Origin of the sequence: Nucisporomicrobium flavum, from assembly GCF_016464385.1 — a bacterium.
Lineage (GTDB): Bacteria > Actinomycetota > Actinomycetes > Mycobacteriales > Micromonosporaceae > Actinoplanes > Actinoplanes flavus_A.
Window position 1 is genome coordinate 136,857 of sequence record NZ_JADMLH010000014.1, and the last position, 24,603, is coordinate 161,459.

Here is a 24,603-nt window from a genome sequence, read left to right on the forward strand (position 1 = left end):
GCCCGCTGGGGCCGCACACCGTTTTCGCTCAGGCACTCCGCTCAGGCGCTTTTCGGCAGGGCGCGCTCGGTCTGCGGCGGCAGGGGTACGGCCGCCCGAGCCGCCAGCATCGCGGCGTTCGCGGCCGTCGAAGGCAGCGTGGCGCCCCGGCTGCGGCGCAGCAGCAACGCCTCCAGCCGCGCGCACAGCTCGGCCCGCGGGTACGGCTTCGTCAGATAATCGTCGGCGCCGGCCGCCATCCCGGCCAGCACCCGCTGCCCGTTGACGTCGGCGCTGACCAGCATGATCGGCAGCCCGGCGGTGACCGGATCGGCCCGCAACCGGCGGCACAGGTCGATCCCCGACTCCCCGGGCATCCGCACATCGAGCAGCGCGGCCTCGATCCCCCCGGCGCTGAGCGCCCGCCGCGCGGCCTCGGCATCCGCGGTCGCGACGACACGGTGCCCGAACCGCGTGAGCGCGAGCGTCAGGAGCTCGCGGTGATCGGCATCATCATCGGCAACGAGAACGGTGGTCACGGCAACACCTCGATCCGGCTTTCCGGGAGTCCGCAGCTCTGTTCGGCCCACCCCGGAAATCACTGAGCCGTATCGCCGGATGTGCGCGTACGCGCACATCAAGACCATTGAGAACGTACGTGCACAACGAAGCGAATGAGAACGTACGCGCACATGAGCTAGGATGTGCACGTACGTTCCCATCGGGAGGTCCCCATGCGCATCGATCGGCCCTCGGACCTCGGCAACCACCTCCGCGAGGTCCGCCGGCGAGCAGGCCTGAGCCAGGCCGCCGTGGCCACACGCGCCGGCCTGAGCCGCCGCTGGCTGTCGGACCTGGAGGCGGGCAAGGCCACCGCGGAGGTCGGCCTGGTCCTCAAGCTCGTCGCCGCCCTCGACCTCATCCTGGAGATCAACCCGCCGCCGAAGTCGGACATCGACCTGGACGTCATCCTCAGTCGGCTGGACCACCGCCGTGACTGATCATCTGTTGGTCCTGCTGGCCGGCCGCCATGCCGCGACCCTGGCACAGGGAGCGGCGGGTGTCCTCACGCTGACCTACACCGACGAGTGGATCTCGCTGCCAGGAACGATGCCGATCTCCTTCTCCATGCCGCCCAGCGTCAAGGTTCATGAGGGGCCGGTCGTGCGAGCCTTCTGTCAGGGCCTCCTTCCGGACAACGAACGAGTGCTGGAGCGATGGGCCCGCGACTTCCAGGTCTCCGCCGCCAACCCCTACGCGTTGCTGGCCCATGTCGGTGAGGACTGCGCCGGAGCAGTGCAGTTCGTGCGGCCCGAGCGATTGCCCGCCCTCCTCGCCCGCAAGGGAGAGGTCGTTCCGCTGACCGACGATGCGGTCGCAGCGCGCCTGCGAGCCCTCCGGGGTGACCCCGCTGCCTGGCATCTCCCGGGTAGCGGCCAGTTCAGCCTCGCGGGGGCGCAGGCCAAGACGGCGTTGTACTGCGACGCGCGTACCGGATCGTGGGGCGACCCCTCGGGAGCGGTGCCCACGACGCACATCATCAAGCCGGCGATCGCCGGTCTCGACGACCACGATCTGAACGAACATCTCTGCATGGTCGCCGCTCAGGTCGCCGGCCTGCGCACGGCGCAATCGCAGGTGCTTTCCTTCGACGGGGAGCGTGCTGTCGTCGTCGACCGGTACGACCGCTGGCCCGGTCCCGACGGAACCATCCTGCGCGTCCACCAGGAGGACATGTGCCAGGCGCTCGGTCTGGCTCCCACGTCGAAGTACCAGAGTGACGGCGGCCCAGGACCGGAGCACATCATCGCCCTCCTGCGTAGGGTCGTCGAACCGTCTGTAGTCGCTGAGGGCGAGGTCGATCGTTTCGTGGACGCGCTGGCGTTCAACTGGTTCGTCGCCGGCACGGATGCCCACGCGAAGAACTACTCCCTGCTGCTGGAAGGCAGGCAGGTGCGGCTAGCGCCGTTGTACGACCTGGCGAGCAGCCTGCCTTACGACGACATGTACCTGCCCCGGCTTCGCCTCGCCATGAAGATCGGATCTGAGTACCGGGTGAGTGCGATCGGCGCACGTCATTGGCGGGCCTTCGCCGAGCGCAACGAACTCGATGCCGACCGGGTACTGGACCGGGTGGCGGACCTGGCCGAGCGACTCCCGGACGCCTTCCGGGAGTCTGCGCGGGACGAAGCGGTCGCCGCGCTCAAGTCGGATCTGCCTGGGCGCTTGGCGGCACGGGTGACCAAGCATGTCTCCGACTGCCGGCGTGCCCTCGCGCGACGCTGATCGCTAGGTCTCAGCGCAGGCGGGAGAGCCATTTTCGGTCGATCTCGGCTGCCACGTCCACCTCGAAGTGGCGTGCGAGCAACAGCGCGTGGCACACCACGTCGGCGATTTCCGCGGCGAAGGCGGCGTGCAGGTCCGCCGGTGAGCGGCCCTTGTCCCGCGCTTGGCCGGCCCGCATCAGGAACGCCTGGGTCAGCTCGCCGACCTCCTCCTGAAGCTTGAGCAGGAACCAGGTGTCGTCGCGGCGGATGCCGAACACCTTCGCGTACCGCTCGGAGACCTTCTCGACGTCGTCGGACAGGTGGCGCAGGTCCATGCCGGGTAAGTTACCGGCCCGGTCTGACGGCGCGGACCGCGTCGAGCAGGGCGTCGGCCACCCGGGAGCAGCCCTGGCCGTCGACCGCGGCCCAGGCCCGGGCGGCCAGCTCGGCTCGGCAGGCGGGGCTTGAGAGCAGCTCGCGCAGCCGGTCGATCGCCTCGGGCGGGGAGTCCCGCAGCGTCGGCAGGTGGCCGAGGCCTGCCGCGAGGCCGCGGGCGGTCGTGCGGTCGTACCCGAGGATCTGGTTGTCGACCACCCAGACGAGCGCGGCCGCGCGGCCGAGGCAGAGCAGTTCCCAGGTCGACGTGCCGCTCGCGCTGATCACGAGGTCGGCGGCGGAGAGCAGGCGGGGGAGCTCGTCGGTGGGCGCGATGATGTCGAGGCGCTGCCCGTCGGCCGGCCGCAGCCCGAGCAGTTCGGCGCGCAGCTCGTCGGTCGCGGCCACGATCGTCGCCGCGAACGGGACACCGGTGTCGATCAGCAGGCGCGCGGCGACGGGTGCCGCACGGTAGGCGTCGGTGCCGCCGAAGAAAGCCACGACCCGGGGTACGTGGGCTGGGGCGGAGACCGGCGGGGCGGGTGGTCGGAGGTCCCGTACGGCCCGGCGCAGCAGCGCGTACTCCAGGCCCGCCAGGCGGGTCGCACCCCCGGGCAGGCCGGGCGTCAGGAGTTCGGCGTCCAGGTTCTGGTCGACGTAGACGTCCGCCTCCTGGCCGCGCAGGTCGCCGTCCACGATGGCCAGGACCGCCCGGCTGGACGCGCGCAGGGCGGCCGAGTGTGCGGGCGGCAGCACGTACGAGTCGACGACCACGGCGTCCAGCCTCAGCCGGTCCGCGGCCGCGACGAGCCCGACGGTGTCGTACGGTGCGGGATGCCAGGGCAGGCCGCGGCTGGTGAGCTGGCGTTCCGCCCACTCGAGGCCGCCCAGGTCGCTGAGGAAGTGCACGCCGATCCCACGCCCGGTCAGCTCCTCGGCCAGCGCCACGCACCGCACGAGGTGCCCGACCCCGGTACGAGCCCCCGCATCACACCGAATCCCGACGTTCATGCCTGCGCGAGTTCCTTCTGTCGGACGTGCGAGTTGATTCCCGCCAGCTCCGGGCGGTCGGTGAGCCAGTCGGCGAGCGTGCGTACGGGCACCGGCCGGTCCCCGAAGTGCGCGACGACCGCCTCGATGAGCCGCCAGTCGTCCTCGGTGTCCAGGGTCAGCCGCAGGTGCGACAGGTCGGGCTGCAGCGTCAGGCCCAGCACCGTGTAGTCGTACGGGTGCGAGTAGACGTACGAGGTGACGTGGGTGCGGTGGTGGTCGGTGGCGAGCTTGTCGATCTGCCTCAGCACCTCGGTACGCACGATCTCCACGTCGAGCCCGCGGGGCAGCGTACGGGCGATGGACGTGCTCAGGTAGTCCAGGTCCGGGGTGGCCGCGAAGACGTTGGCCGCCAGCATGATCAGCTCGGGGTCGAGCAGCGGGCAGTCGGCGGTGAAGCGCAGCACGGCGTCGGATTCGTCCGCGCGCTCGTCGAGCACCCCGAGGAACCGGGTGAGCACGTCGTCGACCGGGCCGCGGTGCACCGCGACGCCGATGGCCTCACACTCGGCGACCACCGCGTCGTCGCGGGTCTCGGTGGTGGTGGCGACCACCAGGTCGTCGAGCACCCCGCTGTCGTGCGCGGCGCGGACGACCCGGTCCAGCACGGTACGCCCGCCGAGGCGCCGGAGCACCTTGCCGGGCAGCCGGGAGGAGCCCATCCGGGCCTGCACGATGCCGAGGGTACGCATATCGGTCCTATCGCTTCTTGAGGTTCCGGCGGACGGCGCGGGCGGCTCGCGCGCCGAGCTTGGTGATGCGGTATCCGACGTTGCCGCTGAACAGGTCGATCTGAAGCTGGGCCCGGCGCAGCTCGCCGTCGCGCCGGACGAGCTCGGACTCGGCGTACCGGATCCGCTCGTCCGCGTCGGCCAGCTGCTCCTCCAGGCGGCGTACACGTTCCTCGTGCTCCCGCAGCGAGTCGGGCGCGGGGGCGGGGAGCCCCGGTGGATCCATGACCGGGGAGAGGCCTGCCGCCGCGAGCAGGACGGCCGTCAGCGCCGCGGTGTCGCGCGCGGCCGGCCAGGGCTGGTCGTAGCCGCCGGCGAGCAGCGTCTCGGCGAAGCGGCGGATGGCGGCGGCGGGTTCCACGGCGGGCCGCGCCGGGTCGAACACGGTGACGGTGTCGCCGTCGACCAGCACGTTGTCCGCGGTGGCGGCGGGCTGCCGGGTGACCCAGGCGGACAGCAGGCGCCGCAGCGCGGGCAGGTCGTGGCGCAGGCACGCGCCGATCAGCAGCTCCTCGAGGAGCCGCCCCGGCGGGACCGCCGGCATCGGCCCGCCGCCCAGCACCGCGTCCGGCATCGTGACCCGGCCGGCCGGGCCGCGGAACGCGAGCACCACCCAGGACGGCGCGAGCTCGGGTCCGATCCCGCCGCGGATCGCCGCCGCGGCGAGGCGGCGCGGGTCGCTGAGCACCGGACGGCTCGCGTACGCCGTACCGATCGCGGCGGAGGCGGCTGCGGCGAGTGCACCCGCCGGCCCGTCCCTCAGGGCCGGCTCGTCCACGATCAGGGTGGGTGCCGACGGCAGCGGCCAGGCGGTGCCGAGCCAGGCAACGCTGAGGCCGTCCGCGGCGAGGTGCTGCCGCAGGCGGGCCGGGCTGCCGGGCTTGGTGCCGTACTCGCCGACCGGGCGCCAGTCGGCGTCGGTGTGCGCGAAGGTCACCGCGGTGCGGTCGACCAGCCGGTGCACGCCCAGCTCGTTCTGTACGGCCAGCAGCAACGCGCCGCCCGGTCGCAGCGCGCGGCGCAGGGCCTGCAGCGCCTCGGCCCAGTCGTACTGCGGACCTTCGACCGAGCAGAGCCGTTCCACGCCGTCGAGGGCGATGACGACGTCGTAGTGATCGGCGTCGGTGAGCTTCGACAGCGATCCACAGAGGACTGCGAGGGCGCGGGTACTCATGGCGGCGGCGTCGGACTCGCCGCGGACCAGGCACGTCACCTCGGCGTCCGGCGGCAGCGCCGTGATCAGCCCGGGCTCGTGCGGGCCGGCCACCAGGACGCGGGCGCCCTCGGGGACCAGCGGGTGCAGGGTGTCGAGCAGGTGGGCGTACGAGGGTCCGCCGGCGGGCGCGGCGTCCGACCAGCCGGCCATCTCCCCACCGATGTGGCGCAGGCTCATGAGTCCCACCCGAACATGGCGCGGACCTCCGCGGGGGAGGCGAGAACGTCGTTGCCCAGCTCGGCCAGGGCTGATTCGGCGGCGGAGGAGGGGTCGGGAGAGACGCCGTGCAGCTCGGGCCACTGGCGGCGGATACGTTCGGCGGTCGCCCGGACCTCGCCGGCCAGGTGCATGGGGTCGCCGTAGACCGCGGGCTCGCAGCCGACGGCGGCGCCGTACAGCACCGCGCTGCTCAGCCGGTTGGACGCGACCCGGCGGTGCCGGCGCAGCTCGGTGAGCTGACTCCGGAGGAATTCGGGGTCGGTGTCGCGCCAGCGGAAGCCGCGGTAGCCGTGGCAGATCACCCGGCCGGCGCGCTCGTACCGGCGGCGGACCCGCTCGTCGCGGTACTCGTGCCAGTAGAGGCAGAACGTCACCGGGCCGTCCTCGGTCTCCAGGATCTCGTCGATGAGCCGCTGGTGGTCGCCGGCGATGTGCTGGCCCTCCCAGCCGTGGAACGGGTACCAGATCGTGCCCTCGCGCGGGCCGCCGTCGCCGGGGCCCTCCATCCGCAGCAGGTAGAGGAAGGGCGCGCCGACCACCGTCGCGTACCGGCGGCCCATCGACCACGCCCTCCGCCGGGTCTGTTCGGACCACACGAAGATGGGCCGGCCCGACACGTACGGCGTGCCCGCGCCGAGCCCGTCCACCACGTTCCAGCCGTGCTGCAGGTACCCGGCGATCCGGGGCGGTTCCCCGTCGAGCCCGCAGTACGCGGCCATCACGTGCGCGTGGCCGTAGAAGTGGTTCGCGTGGTGCACGGGCTCAGCTCTCCAGGATGGTGCGCAGCGCCTCGACCACCCGGTCCTGGTCGGCGTCGGTGAGGTCGTAGAAGAGCGGCAGCGACAGCTCCTCGGCGTAGAAGGCCTCGGCGTTGGGGCACATGCCCCGCTGGTATCCGAGGTCCTCGTAGACCGGGTGCCAGTACGCCGGCACGTAGTTGACCTGTACCCCGATGCCCCCGGCGCGCAGCCGGTCGAACACCTCGCGCCGACGGCCGTCGAGGACGCGTACGGGATAGAGATGCCGCATCGGGTCGACGTGGTCCCGAGTCGTCGGGAGCCGCAGTCCCGGCACGCCGGCGAGCAGCTCGTCGTAGCGCGCGCTCAGCTCCTGCCTGCGCGTCTTGAAGGCGGCCAATCGGCGCAGCTGCGAGCTGCCCAGCGCGCACAGCACATCGGGCAGCCGGTAGTTGAGGCCGAACTCGTGGACTTCCTGGTGCCAGCCGCCCTCATCGGGGTGACGCATGACCGCGCGGTCCCGGACCAGCCCGACGGTCCGGAACACCCGGGCCCGGTGGAGCAGCGAAGGGTCGGGGGAGGCGACCGCGCCGCCCTCACCGGTCGTCAGGTTCTTGGTGGGGAAGAACGAGAACGTCGTCAGGTCGGCGAGCGAGCCGACCGGCCTTCCCCGGTACGTGCTCCCGATGGCGTGCGCGGCGTCGGCGATGAGCACGGCGTCCGCGCTGTCGGCGACCTTGCGCAGGTCGTCGTATTCGGCGGGGTGCCCGGCGTAGTCGACCGCCGCGATCGCCCGGGTCCGGGAGGTGACCGCCGCCTGCACCGCGAACGGGTCCAGGTTGGCCGTGTCCTCCTCGACGTCGGCGAAGACCACGGTCGCGCCGAGCATCGAGGCCGTGCCCGCGGTGGCGTAGAAGGTCATCGGCGTGGTGACGACCTCGTCGCCGCGCCCGATCCCGGCGGCCGCGTACGCCGTGTGCAGCGCCGCCGTCCCGTTGCTGACGGCGGCGCAGGGCGCCCCGGCGACCCGGGCCAGGTCCTGCTCGAAGGTGTCGACGCCCGGGCCGGTGGTCAGCCAGTCGCTGCGCAGGGCCGCGGTGACCGCTTCGACGTCGGCGTCGGTGACGTTCTGCCGTCCGTACGGCAGCATCACTTCTCCTTGATGAGGTCGCGCATCTCGTCGACCTCCAGCCACAGGTCGTTGTTGTCCGAGCGGTAGTTGAAGCCGTCGGCGACCGGCTCGCCGCCCTCGGGCGTCTTGTAGCCCCAGCTGGCCACGACCGGCTGCACCACGTAGCGGTCCGGGAAGCGCAGTGTCCGGCGGCTGTCGTCGGCGGCGATCATCTCCTCGTGCAGCTTCTCGCCGGGGCGGATGCCGGTCTCGTGCGTGGGCGCGTCCGGCGCGACGGCCTCGACCAGGTCGAGGATGCGCATGCTCGGGATGCGCGGCACGAACAACTCGCCGCCCTGCATCACGTCGAACGAGTCGACGACGAACTTCACCGCCTGGTCGAGGGTGATCCAGAAGCGGGTCATCCGCTTGTCGGTGATCGGCAGGCTCTTGCCCTCGGCGTTGAGCTTGCGGAAGAACGGCACGACCGAGCCGCGGCTGCCCATCACGTTGCCGTAGCGCACGACCGAGAACCGGGTCGGGTGCGTCGCCGCGTAGTGGTTGCCCGCGATGAACAGCTTGTCGGCGACGAGCTTGGTGGCGCCGTACAGGTTGATCGGGCTGGACGCCTTGTCGGTGGAGAGGGCCACGACCCGCTGCACGCCGGCGTTGATGGCGGCGTCGACGACGTTCTGCGAGCCGTTGATGTTCGTCGCGATGAACTCCGACGGGTTGTACTCGGCGGTGTCGACCTGCTTGAGGGCGGCCGCGTGGACGACGTGGTCGACGCCGTGCATGGCCCGGTCCAGCCGGTCCTTGTCGCGGATGTCGCCGATGAAGAAGCGCAGCCGGGGGTCGTCGCCGAACATCTGGCGGAGCTCGTACTGCTTCAGCTCGTCGCGGCTGAAGACGACGATCCGCTGCGGGTCCAGGTTCGCCAGTGCGTGGCCCAGGAAGGCCTTTCCGAACGACCCGGTGGCACCGGTGACCAGGATCGACGATCCACTCAACACACTCATGAATTGCTCCGGAGGGGGTGGGCACGGGCAATGAACGGCGAAAGCATAACCACGCCGGGCGACGATTCCAGAGGCCGGAAAAAAGGACAGTCGCAATTCATTCTCAGTTCAACTCCGCTTTGTCGCCGCGTCGCGACCGCTGATGCAAGGTGGTTTCCTTCGCCCGTGGAGCCCTTGGAGTAACACCGTGATCGAGCTGCAGAGACTGCGTGAAGCCTTCCGGACGTCGCTGGACCTGGCGCCGGACGCACCCGTGGACGATCTGCACTACCAGGACAATGACAAATGGGACTCGCTGGCCCACATGTCGCTCGTCGCGGCCATCGAAGATGAATTCTCGGTGATGATCGACACCGATGACGTCATCAATATGTCCTCGTTCGGCGAGGCCGTGCGAATTCTCGGTAAATACGGAGTGGACTTCGATGCCTGATCGGGTTGCGCTCGTCACCGGCGCGTCCCGCGGCATCGGCCGGGCGGTCGCCCAGCGGCTGGCCGAGCAGGGTCACGACCTGGTCGTGCACGGCTACCGCGCCGACGTCATCGAGGAGGCCGCGGGGCAGCTCGCCGACAAGTACGGCGTGCGGGCGGTCCCGGCGCACGGCGACATCGCCGACCCGGAGACCAGCCGCGTCCTGATGCGGGTGGCGTTCGAGAACTTCCGCCGCATCGACGCTCTCGTCGTCAACGCGGGCACGCACGCGGCCGGGGTGCTCGGCATGACCGACGACGCGACTGTGCAGCGGCTGTTCGCCGTCAACGCGGTCGGGGCCGCGTACACGTTGCAGGGCGCCGTACGGCTGCTCGGCCGTGGCCGCAACCCCGCGGTGGTGCTCGTCTCCTCGATCACCGGGACCACCGGGATCGCCGGTCAGGCGGTGTACGCGGCCTCGAAGGCCGCGGTCAGCGGCCTGGCCCGTTCCGCGGCGAAGGAGCTGGGCCCGCGCGGCATCCGGGTGAACGCGGTGGCCCCCGGCTTCATCGCCACCGACATGCTGGACACCCTCGACGACGAGGGCCGCGCGAAGCGCATCGCGGACACCGCGCTCGGCCGGCTCGGCGAGGCCGACGAGGTCGCCGACGTGGTGGCGTTCCTGCTCTCCGAGCAGTCCCGGTTCGTGACCGGGCAGGTGCTCGGGGTCGACGGAGGGCTCACGCTGTGAACCTGCTCCATCCCGGCGCCCGCGTCGTCGACGCGGTCACCGGCGAGACCCTGCGCCCGGAGGACGTCGACGCCGCCGCGGCCGCGTTGGCGCAGCTGCCGCCCGGCGTCGTCTTCGCGCTCACGCCGACCGAGCTGGGTGCCGTCGCGCGGTATCTCGGCGCGCTCGCCGCCGGCCGTCCGATCGCTTTGCTGGATCCCGACCTCGACGACACCGTCCTTCGTGGACTCGTGGGTCGCTTCGAACCCGTACAGGTCACCGGCGTGCGTACCGCGCCGCCGGAGGGGTACCGGGCCGACGGGGACAGCTGGGTGCGCCGGAGCCCGGCCGTCGAACCGCACCCGGAGCTGGCGCTGCTGCTCACCACCAGCGGGTCGACCGGTAACCCGAAGCTGGTGCGGCTCTCGCGTACGGCCGTGTTCGCCAACGCCGCCGCGATCGGTGACAGCCTCGGCATCACCCCGGACGACGTCGCGCCGACGACGCTGCCGCTCTTCTACACGTACGGGTTGTCGGTGCTCAACAGCCATGTGCTGCGCGGTGCCACGGTGGTGCTCGAGCGTGGCGGCATCCTCCAGCGCGACTTCTGGTCGGCCGTCGGCGACCACGGTGTCACGTCGCTGGCGGCTGTGCCGTACCAGTACGAGATGCTGCGCCGGCTGCGCTTCGACCCGGCCGCGCACCCCAGCCTGCGGACGCTCACCCAGGCGGGCGGGCGGCTGCGGCCGGCGTTGGTCGAGGACTTCGCGCAGCGCATGGCGGCCGTCGACGGCCGGCTCTTCGTCATGTACGGCCAGACCGAGGCGACCGCTCGGATGAGCGTGCTCCCGCCCGACCGGATCGCCGACAAGCTCGGCTCCGCCGGCGTCCCGATCCCGGGCGGGAGGCTGTCCATCGTGGACGGTGAGGTGGTCTTCTCCGGGCCGAACGTCATGATGGGGTACGCCGAGAGCGCCGCTGACCTGGCCCGGGGCGACGACCTCCGCGGCGTCCTGCGCACCGGCGACCTGGGCCACCTGGACGACGAGGGGTTCCTGTTCCTCACCGGCCGGCTCAAGCGCATCGGCAAGGTGTTCGGCGTGCGGGTCAACCTCGACGACGTCGAGCGGACCCTGGCCCCGCACGGCGCGGTCGCCGCGGTGGCCGGCGAGGACAAACTGCACGTGTTCGTGGAGGGTGCCGACCACGACCTGGCCCGCTCGGTCCGCGGCGAGCTGGCGACCTTCCTCGGCACCCACTTCTCCGGGCTCGACGTCCGCGGCATAGACGCGCTCCCGCTCCTGCCCACGGGCAAGGTCGACTATCGATCACTGGAGGCGCTTCGATGAGTGTGTTCACGCTGGCGCAGCGGGAGCGGGAGACGTTGCTGCACAAGGAGCTCTCCGAGCTCACCGAGCACCACCGCGCACGCTGCGCCGAGTACGACCGCATCCTCTCGGCCTCCGGGTTCACGTCGGCCGCGACCGTGGCGGACCTGCCGTGGCTGCCCGTACGCCTCTTCAAGACGCTGACCCTGAAGAGCGTCCCCGACGACGAGGTCTTCAAGGTCCTGACGTCGAGCGGCACCACGGGCGACGTCAGCCGCATCTACCTCGACAAGGCGGCCGCCGCCACGCAGACCCGCCAGCTCGGCGCGACCCTGCAGACGGTGCTGGGCGCCCGACGGCTCCCGATGATCCTCGCCGACTCGCGCGGCATCCTGAAGGACCGCCGCTCGTTCAGCGCCCGCGGCGCCGGGGTGCTCGGCATGGCCACGTTCGGCCGCGACCACGCCTGGGCGCTCGACGTCGACGGCAACCCGGACCTGCCCGCGCTGAAGGGGTTCCTGGAGAAGCACGGCGGCGAGCCGTTCCTCATCTTCGGCTTCACCTACCTGGTCTGGCTGCACCTGTACGAGGTCGCCAGCGAGCACGGCCTCGACCTGAGCAACGGCATCCTGATCCACTCGGGCGGCTGGAAGAAGCTGGTGGACCGGGCGGTGTCGCCGGTCGAGTTCCGCCGGCGGCTGCGCGAGGACACCGGGCTGAGCCGGATGCACAACTTCTACGGCATGGTCGAGCAGATCGGCACCATCTTCCTCGAAGGGCCGTCCGGCGGCTCGCTGTACTGCCCCGACTTCGCCGACGTCATCATCCGCAACCCGCAGACGTGGGCCGAGCAGCCGGTGGGGGAGCCGGGGCTGATCGAGGTGGTGAGCACGCTGCCGACCTCGTACCCCGGGCACGTGCTGCTCACCGAGGACCTCGGCGTGCTCGACGGGGTCGACGACGGCGACTGGCCGGGCAAGCGTTTCTCCGTCCTCGGCCGTCTCCCGCGCGCCGAGGCCCGCGGTTGCTCCGACACCTACCGGGAGGTCTCATGAGGTTCCGTTTCGGCGAGCCGGGGGAGCTGGCCGCGCCTTCGGCGGACCGGTTGGCCGTCGGCGATCCGCGGGTCGTGGACTTCCTGTCGCGCTTCGCCCGCAAGCTGCTCGCGCCGGCCGTCGCCCGCCGCCACCCCGAGCTGGGCTCGCTGGGCTTCTTCCTGCGGCCGGCCGAGCTGAGCCGGGTCGCTGGGCGGATGCGGCGCAGCGACGACACGTACGTCTTCCCGCGCGGCAACGTCTTCCACGTGCCGCCGGCCAATGTGGACACGATCTTCGTGTACTCGTGGGCGTTGTCCGCGCTGGCGGGCAACCACAACGTCGTCCGCATCTCGTCGCGGTCGGCGGGTGCCGCGGAAACCGTGCTGGAGACGCTGAACGCGACGCTGGCCGACGCCGACCCGGTGATCGGCCGGACCCAGCGCATGGTCACGTACGGCCGGGACGACGCGCTCACCGCCGCCCTCAGCGCATGGTGCGACCTGCGCGTGATCTGGGGCGGGGACAGCGCGGTCGAGGCGATCCGCAAGCATCCGCTGCGCCCCTCCGCCCGCGACCTGACGTTCCCCGACCGTACGTCGTGGGCCGCGCTCTCCGTTCCGGGCTGGCTCGCGGCCGACCCGGACGCCCGCCGGCGCGCGGTGGTCGGGTTCTCCAACGACGCGTACTGGTTCGACCAGGCAGCCTGCTCCTCGCCGCGCACGGTCTTCCTCGTCGGCGCCGACCCGCAGGGCGCCCGCCAGGTACAGGAGGAGTTCCTGTCCCTGCTGGGTGAGGTGGTCGTGGAGCGCGGCTGGGGCGTCGATGCGGCGATGGCAGTGGAGAAGCGCGTCAACGCGTACGGGCTCGCGGCGAGCGGCGCGGCCACCACGCTGGCGTTCCCCGGCAACGCGGTGACCGCGGTGTCGCTGACCGGCCCCGACGTGGCGCCGCGGCGCTGGATCGGGGCGGGAGCCTTCCCGTTCGCCCAGGTCGCCGCGCTGGCGGACCTCGTACCGGCGATGAACCGGCAGGACCAGACGTTCAGCCACTTCGGGTTCGAGCCCGCCGAGCTGCGCGCCTTCGCGGGTGCGCTGGGCGGGCGCGGCGTCGACCGGATCGTGCCGTTCGGGGCGGCGCTCACGTTCAGCGCGATCTGGGACGGCTACGACCTGCCGCACGAGTTCACCCGGCTCACCACCCTCGAGACGTGAGTACCCTCCTGTCGGTCGTCGTGCCGATGTACAACGAGGAGGCGGTGATCCCCGCGCTCGTCGAGCGGCTCCGGCCGGTGCTCGACGGGCTGGGGATCGCGTACGAGGTGGTCGCCGTCGACGACGGGAGCGCCGACCGCACCGCCGCGCTGCTCTTCGAGCACGGGCGTACGTGGCCGGAGCTGCGCCTCGTCAAGCTGCGCCGCAACAGCGGGCACCAGGCCGCGCTCACCGCCGGGCTGCAGCGCTCCCGCGGCGACTGGGTGGTGAGCATCGACGCCGACCTGCAAGACCCGCCGGAGGCCATCGCGGAGATGCTGCGCGTCGCCCGGGACCGCGGCGTCGACGTCGTGTACGGCGTGCGCTCCGACCGCAGCACCGACACGGCGTTCAAGCGGCACACCGCCGGCGCGTACTACCGGCTGATGCGGCGGCTCGTCGGTGCGGAGGTGCCCGCGCAGGCCGGCGACTTCCGGCTGCTCAGCCGAGAGGTGGTCGAGGTCCTCAAGGTGCTGCCCGAACGCACGCCCGTGTACCGGCTGCTCGTACCGTCGCTCGGCTTCTCCTCGGCCGCCGTGCCGTACGTCCGCGAGCGGCGCGTTGCGGGCGAGACCAAGTACCCGCTGCGCAGGATGGTCGCGCTGGCCTGGAACAGCGCGGCGGACTTCTCGGCGGCGCCGCTGCGGATCGCCACCTGGCTCGGCGCGCTCGCCTTCGTCAGCTGCCTCGGCCTGATGGTCTTCGGCGTCGTGGTGTGGGCCAACGGCACGGTCATCCCCGGCTGGACCTCGCTCTTCCTGGCTGTCCTCCTGCTGTCGGCGGTGCAGCTGATCTGCCTCGGCCTGCTCGGCGAGTACGTCGCCCGCATCTACCGGACCGTGCAGAACCGGCCCACCTTCCACGTCGAGTTCGACTCGGCCGCGGAGCCGGCGGCGGCCGCGGCGCGGTGACGATCGTCCCGTGGGCCGCGGTGGCGGCCGCGACCGTCTTCGCGCTGCTCCGGACCGGTACACCCCCGGGCGACGTCGGGATCTACGCGGCGTACCTGACCGCCGGGGTGGTCGTACCCGGCATGCTCGTGCACCGGGCGATCCGCGGCAGCCGGGGCAACCTGCCCGAGGACCTGGCTCTGGGTGCGGCGACCGGGCTGCTGGTCCAGCTGGCGGGCTGGGCACTCGCCGCGGCCACCGGCACGCAGGCGGGGCTGGGATTCTGGCCGCTGCTCGTGATCGGCGTGTTCCTCGCCGTACCCGCGCTGCGGCGGCACTGGCGGATCGCCGAGCCGCGGCCGCTTCCGGCACGCTGGCACTGGATGGCCTGCGGCGGTGTGCTGCTGGTGCTGCTCTGGGCCTGGGCTTCCTGGACGTCGGTGCCGCTGCCGCCGGCGGACACCGTCTACTACCCGGATCTCATGTACCACCTGGCGCTGGTGCACGAGATGACCCGCTCGATGCCGTTCCAGGTGCCGCAGTTGGCCGGCGAGACGCTGCGCTACCACTACCTGTCCGACGCCGACATGGCTTCCGCGAGCATGGTCACCGGCATCGCCCCCGCGACCGTCCTGCTGCGCCTGTGGGTGGTGCCGATCGGGGTGACCGGGCTGCTGGTTGTCGCCGCGCTGACCCGCGAGCTGACCGGCAGGTGGTGGGCGGGACCGCTCGCCGGAGCCGTCGCCACGGTCGGCGTTCCGCTCACCCTCGGCGGGCCGGTCGAGGCGTACGGCGGTTCGGCGCTGGCCTTCAACAGCCCGTCGCAGACGTACGTGGTGCCGCTGCTCGCCCTGCTCGTCGCGATCGCGGCCGACCTGGTGCGCGGCCACCGCCTGGGCCCGGCGTGGTTCCTCGTGCCCCCGCTCGCATTGGCGTGCGCGGGATCGAAGGCCAGCGCGCTCCCGCCCCTGGTGGCGGGGCTCCTCGTCGCGGGCCTCGCCGCTCCCCGGCGGATCCTGCGGACCGGGGCGTTCACGGCGCTCGTGGCGGCGGCGATGCTCGGCGGCATGCGGCTGTTCGCCGGTGGGGGAGCGGGCACCCTCGGCGTCCAGCCGCTGAGCCTGCTGCGCTGGATCGAGCCGTACGCCGACAGCCTCGGCCAGTGGGACGGCGTCGCCCCCAACGGCTTCCTGCCCCCGGGCGTCCGCGGCCTGGACACCGGCGCGCGCTGGTTCGTCGCCTGGGTCGCGGGGTGGTGGCTGCTCATGCAGGCGCCCCGCCTGCTGGGCATCGCCGGGCTGGGGGCGCGCGGGCTGCGGCGCGATCCCGCGGCGTGGCTGCTCGGCGGGATGACCGTGGCGGGCACCGCGGCCGCGTGGCTGCTCTGGCATCCGTCGGCCAGCCAGCTGTACTTCTTCCTCGGCGCGGCCCCGTTCGGCGTCGTGCTCACCACCTGGCTGCTCGCCGACCAGGCTCGCCGCTGGTGGGTGCCGGCCGCGGGCCTGATGGCCGGTGCCGCCTGGCAGATCTGGGCGCCCCACGTGCACCCGCCGGAGCTGACCTTCTGGTGGCGCGACTGGACCTGGCCGCTGGAGCTGCCGGTGCTGCGCGCCCTCGGGTTCGTGGTCGCGGGGGCGGTGCTGTCGTTGGTGCTGCGCCGCCGGATCCGGCCGGCAATCGCGGCCCTCAGCGCGGCAGTGCTCGGTGCGAGCCTCGCAGCGGCCGCGGTGAGCTCCGGCGGTGTGGTCCGGCGGGACGCGTACGGGCCGGACTGGCCGCAACCGCCGACGTCCCGCCTGCTCACCGCGGAGGAGATGGCCGCCGCGCTGTGGCTGGACGAGCACGCCGGCGCCGACGACGTGGTCGCCACGAACGTGCACTGCACGCCGATGAACCGCGCCAAGCCGTGCGACGCCCGCGCGTTCTGGGTCGCCGGGCTGGGCGGGCGCCGCACGCTGGTGGAGAGCTGGGCGTACTCCGACGCGGCGGTGGCGGCCAACGGCGTCGACGGCCTCAAGTACGTCCTCCAGCCGCCGCCGGACCCGGTGCTGTTCGAGCTGAACGAGCGGGTCTTCGCCACCGCCGACCCGGTGGACGTACGGACATTGCACGACGCGTACGGCGTCCGCTGGCTCCTCGCCGACAGCCGCGCGACCGAGGTCTCACCCCGCCTCGCCCGGCTGGCGGAGCTCCGCCTCGCCTCGGGCCCCGTGACGGTCTACGAGCTGCGGTAAATCGGTGGAGCGACGCCGCCGTCCGCGGTTAGCGTCCTGCTCGGCCGAGTCGTCCAGTCGAAGGCGTGCCGTTGTACACCCTGTGAGACCTCCCGAGCGCTGATTCGTCGCGCGTCGCCCAGGTGCGCCGCGCTTCCTTTTGCTGCGGACTTCTCACTGAAAACGGTGTACCCCCATGTCCGAGAACTGGGTGGTCGTACCCACCTGCCTGCCCCTGGTCATCCGCCGTTGCCACGCGTGCGCGTCCGAGCGCTTCCGGGCGAACGGCAAGTTCCGGGTCAACGCCAACCACAAGCTGCTCGACGCCTGGCTCCTGGTGCTCTGCACCGGGTGCGGGGAGACCGCCAAGCTGACGGTCTTCGAGCGGACGAACGTACGGTCCGTGCCGCCCGGGCTGCTGGACCGCCTGCACCACAACGACCCCGGCCTGGCCGCCGAGCTGCTTCGGGACCCGGTCGTGCAGCGCCGCAACCGCATCGCCCTCGACTGGGACGATGCCTGGCGGCTCGACACCGGACCGGGCCACCCGGACCGTGAGGTGATCGACGTGTCGGTCCGCTTCGCGGCCCGGATCCCGGTCCGGCCGGTACGGCTGATCGCCGAAGGCCTGGGCCTGCCCCGGGCCGAGGTCGAGCGGCTGATCCGGGCGGGGAAGCTCGTCTCCGCCGTCCGGTTGAGCGGCAAGCTCACCGGCGACTTCACCTTCACCCTCAAGCGCTGAGGAGCTTCGAATTCGAAGTACGTAGAATGGGCGGGTGACGGATGCCGCGCCCCTGGACGCCGAACAGCTCGCCGCCTACTTCGCGCTCAAGGAAGTGGGCAGCATGCTGGAGCACGCCGTCGAGCAGCAGCTCCGGGCCGACGGCGGGCTCACCGGCCCGCAGTTCTCCATCCTGGCCCGGCTGGCCGACTCGCCGGCCGGGCACCTGCGGATGACCGACCTGGCCGACGGGCTGGTCTACAGCCGCAGCGGCCTCACCTACCAGGCCGCCCAGCTGGAGAAGGAGGGGCTGGTCACCCGGGTGCCGGCCGAGGACGACGAGCGCAGCATCGTCGTGACGCTGACCCCGGCCGGCCGGGCCCGCCTGGCCGACGTGATGCCGGGCCACATCGAGGTGGTCCAGCGCCTGCTGATGTCGTCGCTGAGCCGCGCCGACATCAGCGCGATCACCCGGATCCTGGGCCGCGTCCGCGACCGGATGCGGGCCGCGCCGCCCCGGTCCGCAGCCTCCCGCCGCCGGAAGGCCTGATTCCGTCAGCGCTCGGCGACCGCTGCGTGGATCGTCGCCGCGATGTCCTCGAGGGGGTCGCCGTCGCCCGCGGACAGGTAGTTCTTCGTCACGGCCACCGCGAGGCCGACGTCCGGATAGCAGCCGGACAGGCCACCCCCGTCGCCGCTCCAGCCGATGCGGTCGCAGCCGGGCTGGGCCACGTACCCGAGGGTCTTGGGCAGGTCGCCGCCGACCGCCCAGTCCGGGCCGTCGGTCCGCGTCGTCGTGATCAGCTTCAGCCGCTCGGCGGAGATCAGCCGTACGCCGTCGACCTCGCCCATGAGGGCCGCGTACATGCGGGCGACCGCGCGGGCGCTCACCGTCGCGATCGCGGGGATGTCGGCGCGCAGGACGTCCCGGCGGTTCGCCAGCGTGGCGTCGGGGCGTACGCCCGGGGGTGCGACCGTGTCGAAGTTCTCCAGGTGCTCGCTCAGCGTGTGGAGCATCGCCGACCAGTTGCGGTCCTTCAGCCGGGCGACCCGGTTCACCTGCTCCGGGGGTACGCCGAAGAACAGCTCACGGTCGGCGCGCAGCGGGCGGGCCACCTCCTCGGCGAGCACCCAGGCGATCGGCTTGTGCGCGGTGCGGCGTACCACCTCGCCGATCAGCCAGCCGTACGTCCACTCGTGCAGGCCGTGCCGCGTACCGGGCTCCCACAGCGGCGCGGACCCGGCGACGGCCCTGCACATCTCGTCCCAGTCGAGCAGATCGGCGGCGGTCGCGTACGGCGGCATCTGCGGCACCCCCGCGGCGTGCGTCAGGACGTGCCGCAGCGTGGTGTCCTGCTTGCCGTGCCGGGCGTACTCCGGCCACACGTCGGCGATCCGCAGGTCGTAGCCGAGCACCCCGCGCTCGGCCAGCACGTGCACCACGGTGCTGGTCAGGCCCTTGCCGATCGAGTAGCTCGGGAACGGCGTGTCCGGGGTGACCGGGGCGCCGGTCGCCTCGTCGGCGAGCCCGGACACCGCGCTCACGATCGGCCGCCCGTCGAGGTACGCCGCGACCTGGACGCCGATCTCGCGCCCGGCACCGACGAGCCCGTCGATCCGCCGCTGCACCTCGCGGCGCAGGCCGGTCCATTCCCTCACGAGCTCAGCCCTCACGAGCCCAGCATCGCGCACCTGCCCGGCCCGTGGCGGCCGGATGGTCGGGTTAACCCTACTGCCGGTCGGCGGGTCAGCGGGATCGGAGGACGGGCCCGCGGTGACTAGCGTCGACGGCATGACCACCAGCATCCTGCCCGTACCGGAGCGCCAGGCGCCCGGCCTGCGGCTCCTGCGGCAGCTCGCTCTCGACACCCAGTTCATCCTGCTCGGCTTCCCGCTGGGCCTGGTCACCGTCGTGCTCTTCGTGACCGGGTTCGCGGTGGGCATCGGCACCGCCGTGATCTGGGTCGGCGTCCCGCTGCTGGTCGCCACGATCATGCTGGCCCGGGGCTTCGCGACCGTGGAGCGGGCCCGGATCGCCCCGGTCATCGGCCGGCGGCTGCCGCACCCGTACTACAAGCGGGCCGGCCAGGGCGCGTCCTTCGTCCGGCGGACGCTGACCCCGCTGGCCGACGGCCAGTCGTGGCTCGACCTGCTGCACGGGGTGCTGCGGTTCATCCCCAGCACCGTCGCCTTCTCCTTCGCGGTGACCTGGTGGGCCGGCGCGCTGGGCGGCATCACGTTCCCGCTGTGGGACTGGTCCATCCCGCGCGGCGACGACAACACCGACCTGCCGGAGCTGCTGGGCATGGGCGACGCCTGGGGCACCCGGGTGGTCTTCTACATGGCCCTCGGATTCTTCTTCCTCGGCACGCTCTACCCAGTCATCCGCGGGGCGGCGCTGCTCGAGGGGCTCTTCGCCCGCGCCCTGCTCAGCGGCGTCAACGAGCTGCGCGAACAGGTCGCCGAGGCCGAGGCCGCCCGCGACACCGCCCAGGCCCAGAAGGCCGCCGCCGTCTCCGCCGAGGCGACCGCGCTGCGCCGGCTCGAACGCGACATCCACGACGGCCCGCAGCAGCGGCTGGTCCGGCTCGCGATGGACCTGGGCCGCGCCGAGCAGCAGTTCGCCACCGACCCGGACGCGGCCCGCGCCACGGTCGCCGAGGCGCTGGCGCAGACCCGCGAGACGCTGGACGAGCTGCGGGCGCTGTCGCGCGGCATCGCCCCGCCGATCCTGGTGGACCGGGGCCTGCAGGCGGCGCTGACCGCGCTGGCCGGGCGCTCGACCGTACCGGTGGACCTGGACACCGAGCCGATGTCCCGGCTCGACCCGGCGGTGGAGACGACCGCGTACTTCGTCGTCGCCGAGGCGCTGACCAACGTCGCCAAGCACAGCCACGCCAGCGAGGTGCAGGTGAGCGTGCGCCGCTCGCCCACCGGGCTGATGATCAGCGTGGCCGACGACGGCGTCGGCGGCGCCAGCCTCGCCAAGGGCCACGGCCTCGCCGGCCTCGCCGACCGGGTCCAGGCGGCGGGCGGCGTGATGAACCTCGACAGCACGGCGGCGACGGGTACGACCCTCACGGTCGCCCTGCCCCTGTAGGGACGCCCCTGCCCGCTAGGCTCGTCGCCATGCGGGTGGTGATAGCCGACGACGCCGTGCTGCTGCGCGAGGGCCTGGTCCGGCTGGTGGAGGAGAACGGCTGCACCGTCGTCGCGGCGGTCGGCGACGGACCGGCCCTGGTCGAGGCGATCGCCGAGCACAAGCCGGACGTGTCCATCGTGGACGTCCGGATGCCGCCCACCCACACCGACGAGGGCCTGCGCGCCGCCGTCGAGGCCCGCAGCCGGGTGCCCGGCAGCCCGGTCCTCGTGCTCTCGCAGTACGTCGAGGTCGAGTACGCCGACGACCTCCTGGCCGACCGCCTCGGCGCGGTCGGCTACCTGCTGAAGGACCGCGTCGCCGAGGTCGCGGACTTCCTCGACGCGCTCCGCCGGGTCGCCGGCGGCGCGACGGTGCTGGACCCCGAGGTGGTCGGCCAGCTCCTGGTCCGCCGGCGCCGCGACGACCCGCTGCGCAACCTGACCCCGCGCGAGCGCGAGGTCCTCGCACTGATGGCGGAGGGCCGCTCCAACACCGCCATCGCCCGCAAGATCGTGGTCACCGACGGCGCGGTCGAGAAGCACGTCCGCAACATCTTCACGAAGCTTGACCTCCCCCCGGACGAGGAACAACACCGCCGCGTGCTGGCCGTCCTCGCGTACCTGCAGCAGGGCTAGAGCATCCGGTCGGCGACCGATCCGATGGCGGGCTCCGTAGCGAGAAAAGCCCGGAGCGGCTCCGTCCAGTTCTCGGCGCCGGTCGTGAGCCCGATCGCGCGCGTCGCTTCCCGCCAGGCGTCCGTCGTGCCGGCGGCGGACCGCAGCGAACGTTCGAGGTGGCCGAGGTTGGTGACCGTGCCGTCCGCCGAGCGCCGGCCGAGTAGCCCGAGCAGGTGCGGCCACCGGATCGCGAGTACGCACAGCTTGGCGATCTGCGCCCCGTCGACCGCGGACAGCCCCTGCAGTTGATGCTGCTGGGCGATGAAGGTGTAGAAGCGGAACAGGTTGACGAAACGCTTGATCTCCCGCGGGTTGTCCGACGCCAGCCCGGGTACGCCGGCCAGGATCGCCGTACGGGCCTCGCTGTCGCTGTAGAGCTCGACCAGAACCCGGTTGGCCGCCTCCGACGTCTCCGGCAGCAGATCGCCGGCGGATCCGGGTACCACCTCGGCCTGAGCCTGCAACGCCACCGTGGCCAGCGTCTCGGTCGTCGGCGAGCGCCGCCGGATCGCGGCCTCGAGCAGGCCCACCCGGGTGGCCCTGTCGCTGTCGCCGGCCTCGTTCGGCGCCGCGGTCGTGGCCGCGGCCGGCGGGTCCGTCTCGCCGGAGGAGGAACGGCCACGCCGCGCGCTCGGAGGGCCCGGCGGCACCGCGGTGGCCGGCCGAGGCGCTTCGGATGCCACGGCCCCCGCGCGCGGCTGATCCAGCAGCGAGTCCAGGTAGCTGGTCGTCTGCCGGTTGCCGCCCGGCGGGGGCAGGCTGAGCGGCAGCTGCACGATCTTCTCCAGGAATCGCCATCCGAGCGTCGACCATGCCGTCGGCCGGCTCGCGTGCGGCTGGGCCGCGAGGTCCTTGTAGACCGCCTCCACGTGGGCCGCCACGACCGCCGGCTCCATCGCGACGACGAAGACGCAGTTGGGGAACTCACCGGCCAGGAAGAGGTTGATCGCCTCGATGACCTGCACCACCGCGCCGGGCGAGCACCGGTCCAGGTCGTCGACGAACACCACGAGCGGGCGCTGCTGGGTGGCGATCAGGTCCAGGACCCGCCGCATATCGGTCTGCACGAGATGGAGGAACCCCAGCCGCGTCCGGTACGCCGGATCCGGGAAGAGCTCGTCGTACGTTCCCTTGGCGCCCTTGCCCGACTGGTCCGCGGCGGCCTTGACGGGATTCGGAACGCGCAGCAGGGGAGCGAACGAGGCGGACGCCTTCGCGCCGAGGAACCGGATGGCGGTGACGAGGGCGGCGACCCCGAAAGTCGTCCCCGCCACGGACATGAGGGCGGCTGCGCCGACGCGTACGGCTTGCGCGATCGGGGGAAAGACGACCGCCACGAGCAGCCCGACCACGGCGAGGGTGACGGCGAGCCCGAGCCACAGCAGCCAGGGCAGGAACCGTTCGACGAGCTGCCGGTAGATGCGCCGGCGCAGCGCCTGCCTGTCGACACGGCGCAGGTTCAGGGCCAGCCAGAACCGTTCCCGATCCGCCGGGGCCAGCCGGTCGGTGACCTGGGTGATGATCTCGTACGCCAGCCCCGCCCAGATCTGCTCGCCGCTCTGGTACATCCACGGGTTGAACCAGACGGTGGGCCGCCACTCGGCATCGGGCAGCCGCTCGGCGTGCGGGGGTTGCACGTCCAGCCGCCGCGCATCGACGTCGTCGGTGTCGAGCGGCGGTTCGGTGGTGCGCTCCAGGAGCTCCCGATTGGTGACGGGCCGATCGGTGTCGCGGGCACGCCGCGGTGCCAAGGCCTTCCGAGCGTCGTCGCTGAGCCGCAGCGAGGTCGGCTTCCACCGCTCCCGGTCGGCGCGCGGATCCAGCCGCTCCTGCACCATTCGCATCAGCGAGGTCTTCCCGGCGCCCCAGGGCGCGGTGACCCCGATCGTCAGCGGCGGCCGGGTTCCCCGGTGCCGGACGAACGCGGCGATCGCATCGGCGTACGGTGCGTACCCGAGCGTGTCGTCGGCGGTCCAGAAATCCCGGGTGATCGGCATATCCGGCCGGAAGGCGGTCCGGACGGCGAGCCAGCGCACGGCCCGCTCGAACGCCGAGCGCTGCTCGGACTCCGTCTCCTCGGACCGCAGCTTGGCGGCGGCGAACCGGGCGGCGAGGTCGCTGAGTCGATAGTGGTCCGGACCGGCGGTGTCGATGAAGGCGGCTTCCGCGAGGGCACGCAGCGGCCGCTCGACCCCGCTCGCCTCGTCGCCGGCCAGCGCTGCCGCCAGCCCGGTCTCGAACGTGGCGGTGGGTAGGGCGCCGAGCAGACGGAACAGCCGTTTGTGCGCGGCGGGCAGGTCGCGGTAGACGCGTTCCAGCAGCAATTGCGAGGTGGCGCTGCCTTCACCCTGCTCGGAATAGAGGTCGTCGAGTGCCTCGGTGAGCGATGAACTGCCGTGGATACGGGCGTGGCTCGCCACCAGCCTCAGTCCCAGTGGGGAACCGTCGAGTGTCTGCACGAGCAATCTGGCGCTCGGCTCGTCGCTGTCCACGAGGTCCGGGCCGGCCGCGGCCCGCAGGAGTTGCAGCCCGTCGAGGACATCCAGACCCTCCAGTGCGATGACCATCGCGGCCGGGTCGGCCGAGATGCTCGCCTCCGGCGACGAGGTGGTGATCAAGGCTGCCGAGTGCCCGGCTGAGGGGACGAGCGGTCCGAGGTCCGGCGAGTCGGCGTCATCGAGCACCACCAGAACGCGCCGGTCACGCAACGCGGACTGATATCGGGCGGCCAGGTCGTCGGCGGCCGTGGGAAGACTCGATGGATCGTCGCCCAGGGCAACGAGAAACTCCTGGAGCAGAGGGACCGCTGTCTCCTTCGACGAACTCAGCCGGGCGTACAGCACGCCGTCCGGGAAGTGCGGCGCCACGTGCCTCGCGGCCGCCGTGGCCAGCGAGGTCTTGCCGACGCCGGGCGGTCCGGCGATGACGACGCGGGCACCGCCACGACCGGCCCGGGTCAGTTCCTCCTGGATGGCCGAGAGTTCCTCGAGGCGCCCGACGAACAGATCACTCGATCGAGGGAGCATGTCGGGCCGGGGCCGGGACAACTCCGCCGCCGTGGGATCCCGGTCGATCGTGGGCACGTGCACCCGGTCGTACGCCGCCAGCCACGGTCGGACGGCTTCCTCGGACAGACCGCACCCGTGCAGGACGGCCAGTACTGTGCTCCGCCGTGGCGTTCCCCTTCCGTTGAGCAGGTCGTAGATCGTGGTGCGGCTGATCGGATTTCCGATGCGATGGGTACGCGCGGCGATGCCGGTGGGGGAGAGATCGGAGGATCTCATGAGCGCCTGCAGCGCGGCCCGGAACTCGGCGGGCGTGGTGACACCGGCCGGATCCGGCCGGCTGTTTCCCTCGCGTGCCATCGTCATCGGGACTCCCTGGACGCCGTGGGTGCCGGAACCGGAAGCTTAGAGCGCTGGAGCAGGTGGTCCGATGGTGGTGCTAGCCCCACCACCGACCGGGATGGTGGCCGGTTCGTTTCCCTCCGCCCTGATCC

General features: G+C 72.3%; 23 protein-coding genes. 13 read left to right on the forward strand and 10 right to left on the reverse strand.

Going from position 1 to position 24,603, the window contains the following annotated elements:
- Positions 1–41: 41 nt before the first annotated feature.
- A complete protein-coding gene (locus tag IT780_RS29025; protein ID WP_199514978.1) occupies positions 42–518 on the reverse strand; it encodes a response regulator transcription factor in 477 nt (158 codons plus the stop codon).
- A gap of 195 nt (positions 519–713) precedes the next feature.
- Between IT780_RS29025 and IT780_RS29030 the strand changes: the two genes are divergently transcribed.
- Both IT780_RS29030 and IT780_RS29035 read left to right on the forward strand, forming a co-directional pair.
- Positions 714–980 carry a helix-turn-helix domain-containing protein gene (locus tag IT780_RS29030; protein ID WP_199514979.1) on the forward strand — a complete coding sequence of 89 codons (267 nt, stop codon included), beginning with the start codon at positions 714–716 and terminating at the stop codon, positions 978–980.
- On the forward strand, positions 973–2,265 hold the full coding sequence (locus tag IT780_RS29035) for a type II toxin-antitoxin system HipA family toxin (RefSeq protein ID WP_199514980.1): 1,293 nt from the start codon (positions 973–975) through the stop codon (positions 2,263–2,265). Before IT780_RS29030 ends, IT780_RS29035 begins: the two co-directional genes overlap by 8 nt.
- A gap of 10 nt (positions 2,266–2,275) precedes the next feature.
- Here IT780_RS29035 and IT780_RS29040 read toward each other — a convergent pair whose 3' ends face one another.
- Genes IT780_RS29040 through pseB form a run of 7 tightly spaced genes read right to left on the reverse strand, consistent with a single transcriptional unit; the run spans position 2,276 to position 8,698 of the window.
- On the reverse strand, positions 2,276–2,581 hold the full coding sequence (locus tag IT780_RS29040; protein ID WP_199514981.1) for a nucleoside triphosphate pyrophosphohydrolase family protein: 306 nt from the start codon (positions 2,579–2,581) through the stop codon (positions 2,276–2,278).
- A gap of 10 nt (positions 2,582–2,591) precedes the next feature.
- Positions 2,592–3,632, reverse strand: coding sequence for a PseG/SpsG family protein (locus tag IT780_RS29045; protein WP_199514982.1), 1,041 nt, complete (start codon positions 3,630–3,632; stop codon positions 2,592–2,594).
- Positions 3,629–4,363: a cytidylyltransferase domain-containing protein gene (locus IT780_RS29050; protein ID WP_199514983.1), complete on the reverse strand. Its 735-nt coding sequence runs from the start codon at positions 4,361–4,363 to the stop codon at positions 3,629–3,631. The genes IT780_RS29045 and IT780_RS29050 overlap by 4 nt, the downstream gene beginning before the upstream one ends.
- A gap of 7 nt (positions 4,364–4,370) precedes the next feature.
- Complete coding sequence (locus tag IT780_RS29055) at positions 4,371–5,795, reverse strand: class I SAM-dependent methyltransferase (RefSeq protein WP_199514984.1); 1,425 nt, start codon at positions 5,793–5,795, stop codon at positions 4,371–4,373.
- Entirely contained in the window at positions 5,792–6,595 is an 804-nt protein-coding gene (locus IT780_RS29060; RefSeq protein ID WP_199514985.1) for a hypothetical protein, read from the reverse strand. Before IT780_RS29060 ends, IT780_RS29055 begins: the two co-directional genes overlap by 4 nt.
- A gap of 4 nt (positions 6,596–6,599) precedes the next feature.
- A complete protein-coding gene (locus IT780_RS29065; RefSeq protein ID WP_199514986.1) occupies positions 6,600–7,724 on the reverse strand; it encodes a DegT/DnrJ/EryC1/StrS family aminotransferase in 1,125 nt (374 codons plus the stop codon).
- Entirely contained in the window at positions 7,724–8,698 is a 975-nt protein-coding gene (gene pseB, locus IT780_RS29070) for a UDP-N-acetylglucosamine 4,6-dehydratase (inverting) (protein WP_199515052.1), read from the reverse strand. The genes IT780_RS29065 and pseB overlap by 1 nt, the downstream gene beginning before the upstream one ends.
- A gap of 196 nt (positions 8,699–8,894) precedes the next feature.
- Between pseB and IT780_RS29075 the strand changes: the two genes are divergently transcribed.
- From IT780_RS29075 to IT780_RS29115, 9 genes are all read left to right on the forward strand, one after another.
- Positions 8,895–9,137, forward strand: coding sequence for an acyl carrier protein (locus IT780_RS29075; protein WP_199515053.1), 243 nt, complete (start codon positions 8,895–8,897; stop codon positions 9,135–9,137).
- Positions 9,130–9,867 (forward strand): SDR family NAD(P)-dependent oxidoreductase, encoded by a 738-nt coding sequence (locus tag IT780_RS29080; protein WP_199514987.1) that lies wholly within the window; start codon positions 9,130–9,132, stop codon positions 9,865–9,867. The genes IT780_RS29075 and IT780_RS29080 overlap by 8 nt, the downstream gene beginning before the upstream one ends.
- Positions 9,864–11,195, forward strand: a complete 1,332-nt coding sequence (locus tag IT780_RS29085; protein ID WP_199514988.1) for an AMP-binding protein — start codon at positions 9,864–9,866, stop codon at positions 11,193–11,195. Before IT780_RS29080 ends, IT780_RS29085 begins: the two co-directional genes overlap by 4 nt.
- Positions 11,192–12,229: a LuxE/PaaK family acyltransferase gene (locus IT780_RS29090; protein ID WP_199514989.1), complete on the forward strand. Its 1,038-nt coding sequence runs from the start codon at positions 11,192–11,194 to the stop codon at positions 12,227–12,229. Before IT780_RS29085 ends, IT780_RS29090 begins: the two co-directional genes overlap by 4 nt.
- Complete coding sequence (locus IT780_RS29095; protein ID WP_199514990.1) at positions 12,226–13,422, forward strand: acyl-CoA reductase; 1,197 nt, start codon at positions 12,226–12,228, stop codon at positions 13,420–13,422. Before IT780_RS29090 ends, IT780_RS29095 begins: the two co-directional genes overlap by 4 nt.
- On the forward strand, positions 13,419–14,372 hold the full coding sequence (locus IT780_RS29100) for a glycosyltransferase family 2 protein (RefSeq protein WP_199514991.1): 954 nt from the start codon (positions 13,419–13,421) through the stop codon (positions 14,370–14,372). Before IT780_RS29095 ends, IT780_RS29100 begins: the two co-directional genes overlap by 4 nt.
- The gene (locus IT780_RS29105; RefSeq protein ID WP_199514992.1) at positions 14,369–16,585 is read left to right on the forward strand and encodes a hypothetical protein; all 2,217 of its coding nucleotides are present in this window, start codon (positions 14,369–14,371) and stop codon (positions 16,583–16,585) included. Before IT780_RS29100 ends, IT780_RS29105 begins: the two co-directional genes overlap by 4 nt.
- A 175-nt stretch (positions 16,586–16,760) precedes the next feature.
- A complete protein-coding gene (locus IT780_RS29110; RefSeq protein ID WP_199514993.1) occupies positions 16,761–17,306 on the forward strand; it encodes a DUF1062 domain-containing protein in 546 nt (181 codons plus the stop codon).
- A gap of 34 nt (positions 17,307–17,340) precedes the next feature.
- Complete coding sequence (locus IT780_RS29115) at positions 17,341–17,835, forward strand: MarR family winged helix-turn-helix transcriptional regulator (RefSeq protein ID WP_307831439.1); 495 nt, start codon at positions 17,341–17,343, stop codon at positions 17,833–17,835.
- A 5-nt stretch (positions 17,836–17,840) separates the two neighbouring features.
- Here the strand turns inward: IT780_RS29115 and IT780_RS29120 are convergent, their stop codons facing one another.
- Positions 17,841–18,959: a serine hydrolase domain-containing protein gene (locus IT780_RS29120; RefSeq protein WP_307831441.1), complete on the reverse strand. Its 1,119-nt coding sequence runs from the start codon at positions 18,957–18,959 to the stop codon at positions 17,841–17,843.
- Between the two features lie 118 nt (positions 18,960–19,077).
- On the opposite strand from IT780_RS29120, the gene IT780_RS29125 reads away from it, so the two are divergent.
- Together IT780_RS29125 and IT780_RS29130 are read left to right on the forward strand one after the other, a co-directional pair.
- A complete protein-coding gene (locus IT780_RS29125) occupies positions 19,078–20,385 on the forward strand; it encodes a sensor histidine kinase (protein ID WP_199514994.1) in 1,308 nt (435 codons plus the stop codon).
- A gap of 29 nt (positions 20,386–20,414) precedes the next feature.
- The gene (locus tag IT780_RS29130; protein ID WP_199514995.1) at positions 20,415–21,062 is read left to right on the forward strand and encodes a response regulator; all 648 of its coding nucleotides are present in this window, start codon (positions 20,415–20,417) and stop codon (positions 21,060–21,062) included.
- Here the strand turns inward: IT780_RS29130 and IT780_RS29135 are convergent.
- Positions 21,059–24,475, reverse strand: coding sequence for a P-loop NTPase fold protein (locus IT780_RS29135; RefSeq protein WP_199514996.1), 3,417 nt, complete (start codon positions 24,473–24,475; stop codon positions 21,059–21,061). The genes IT780_RS29130 and IT780_RS29135 overlap by 4 nt on opposite strands.
- Positions 24,476–24,603: the final 128 nt, after the last annotated feature.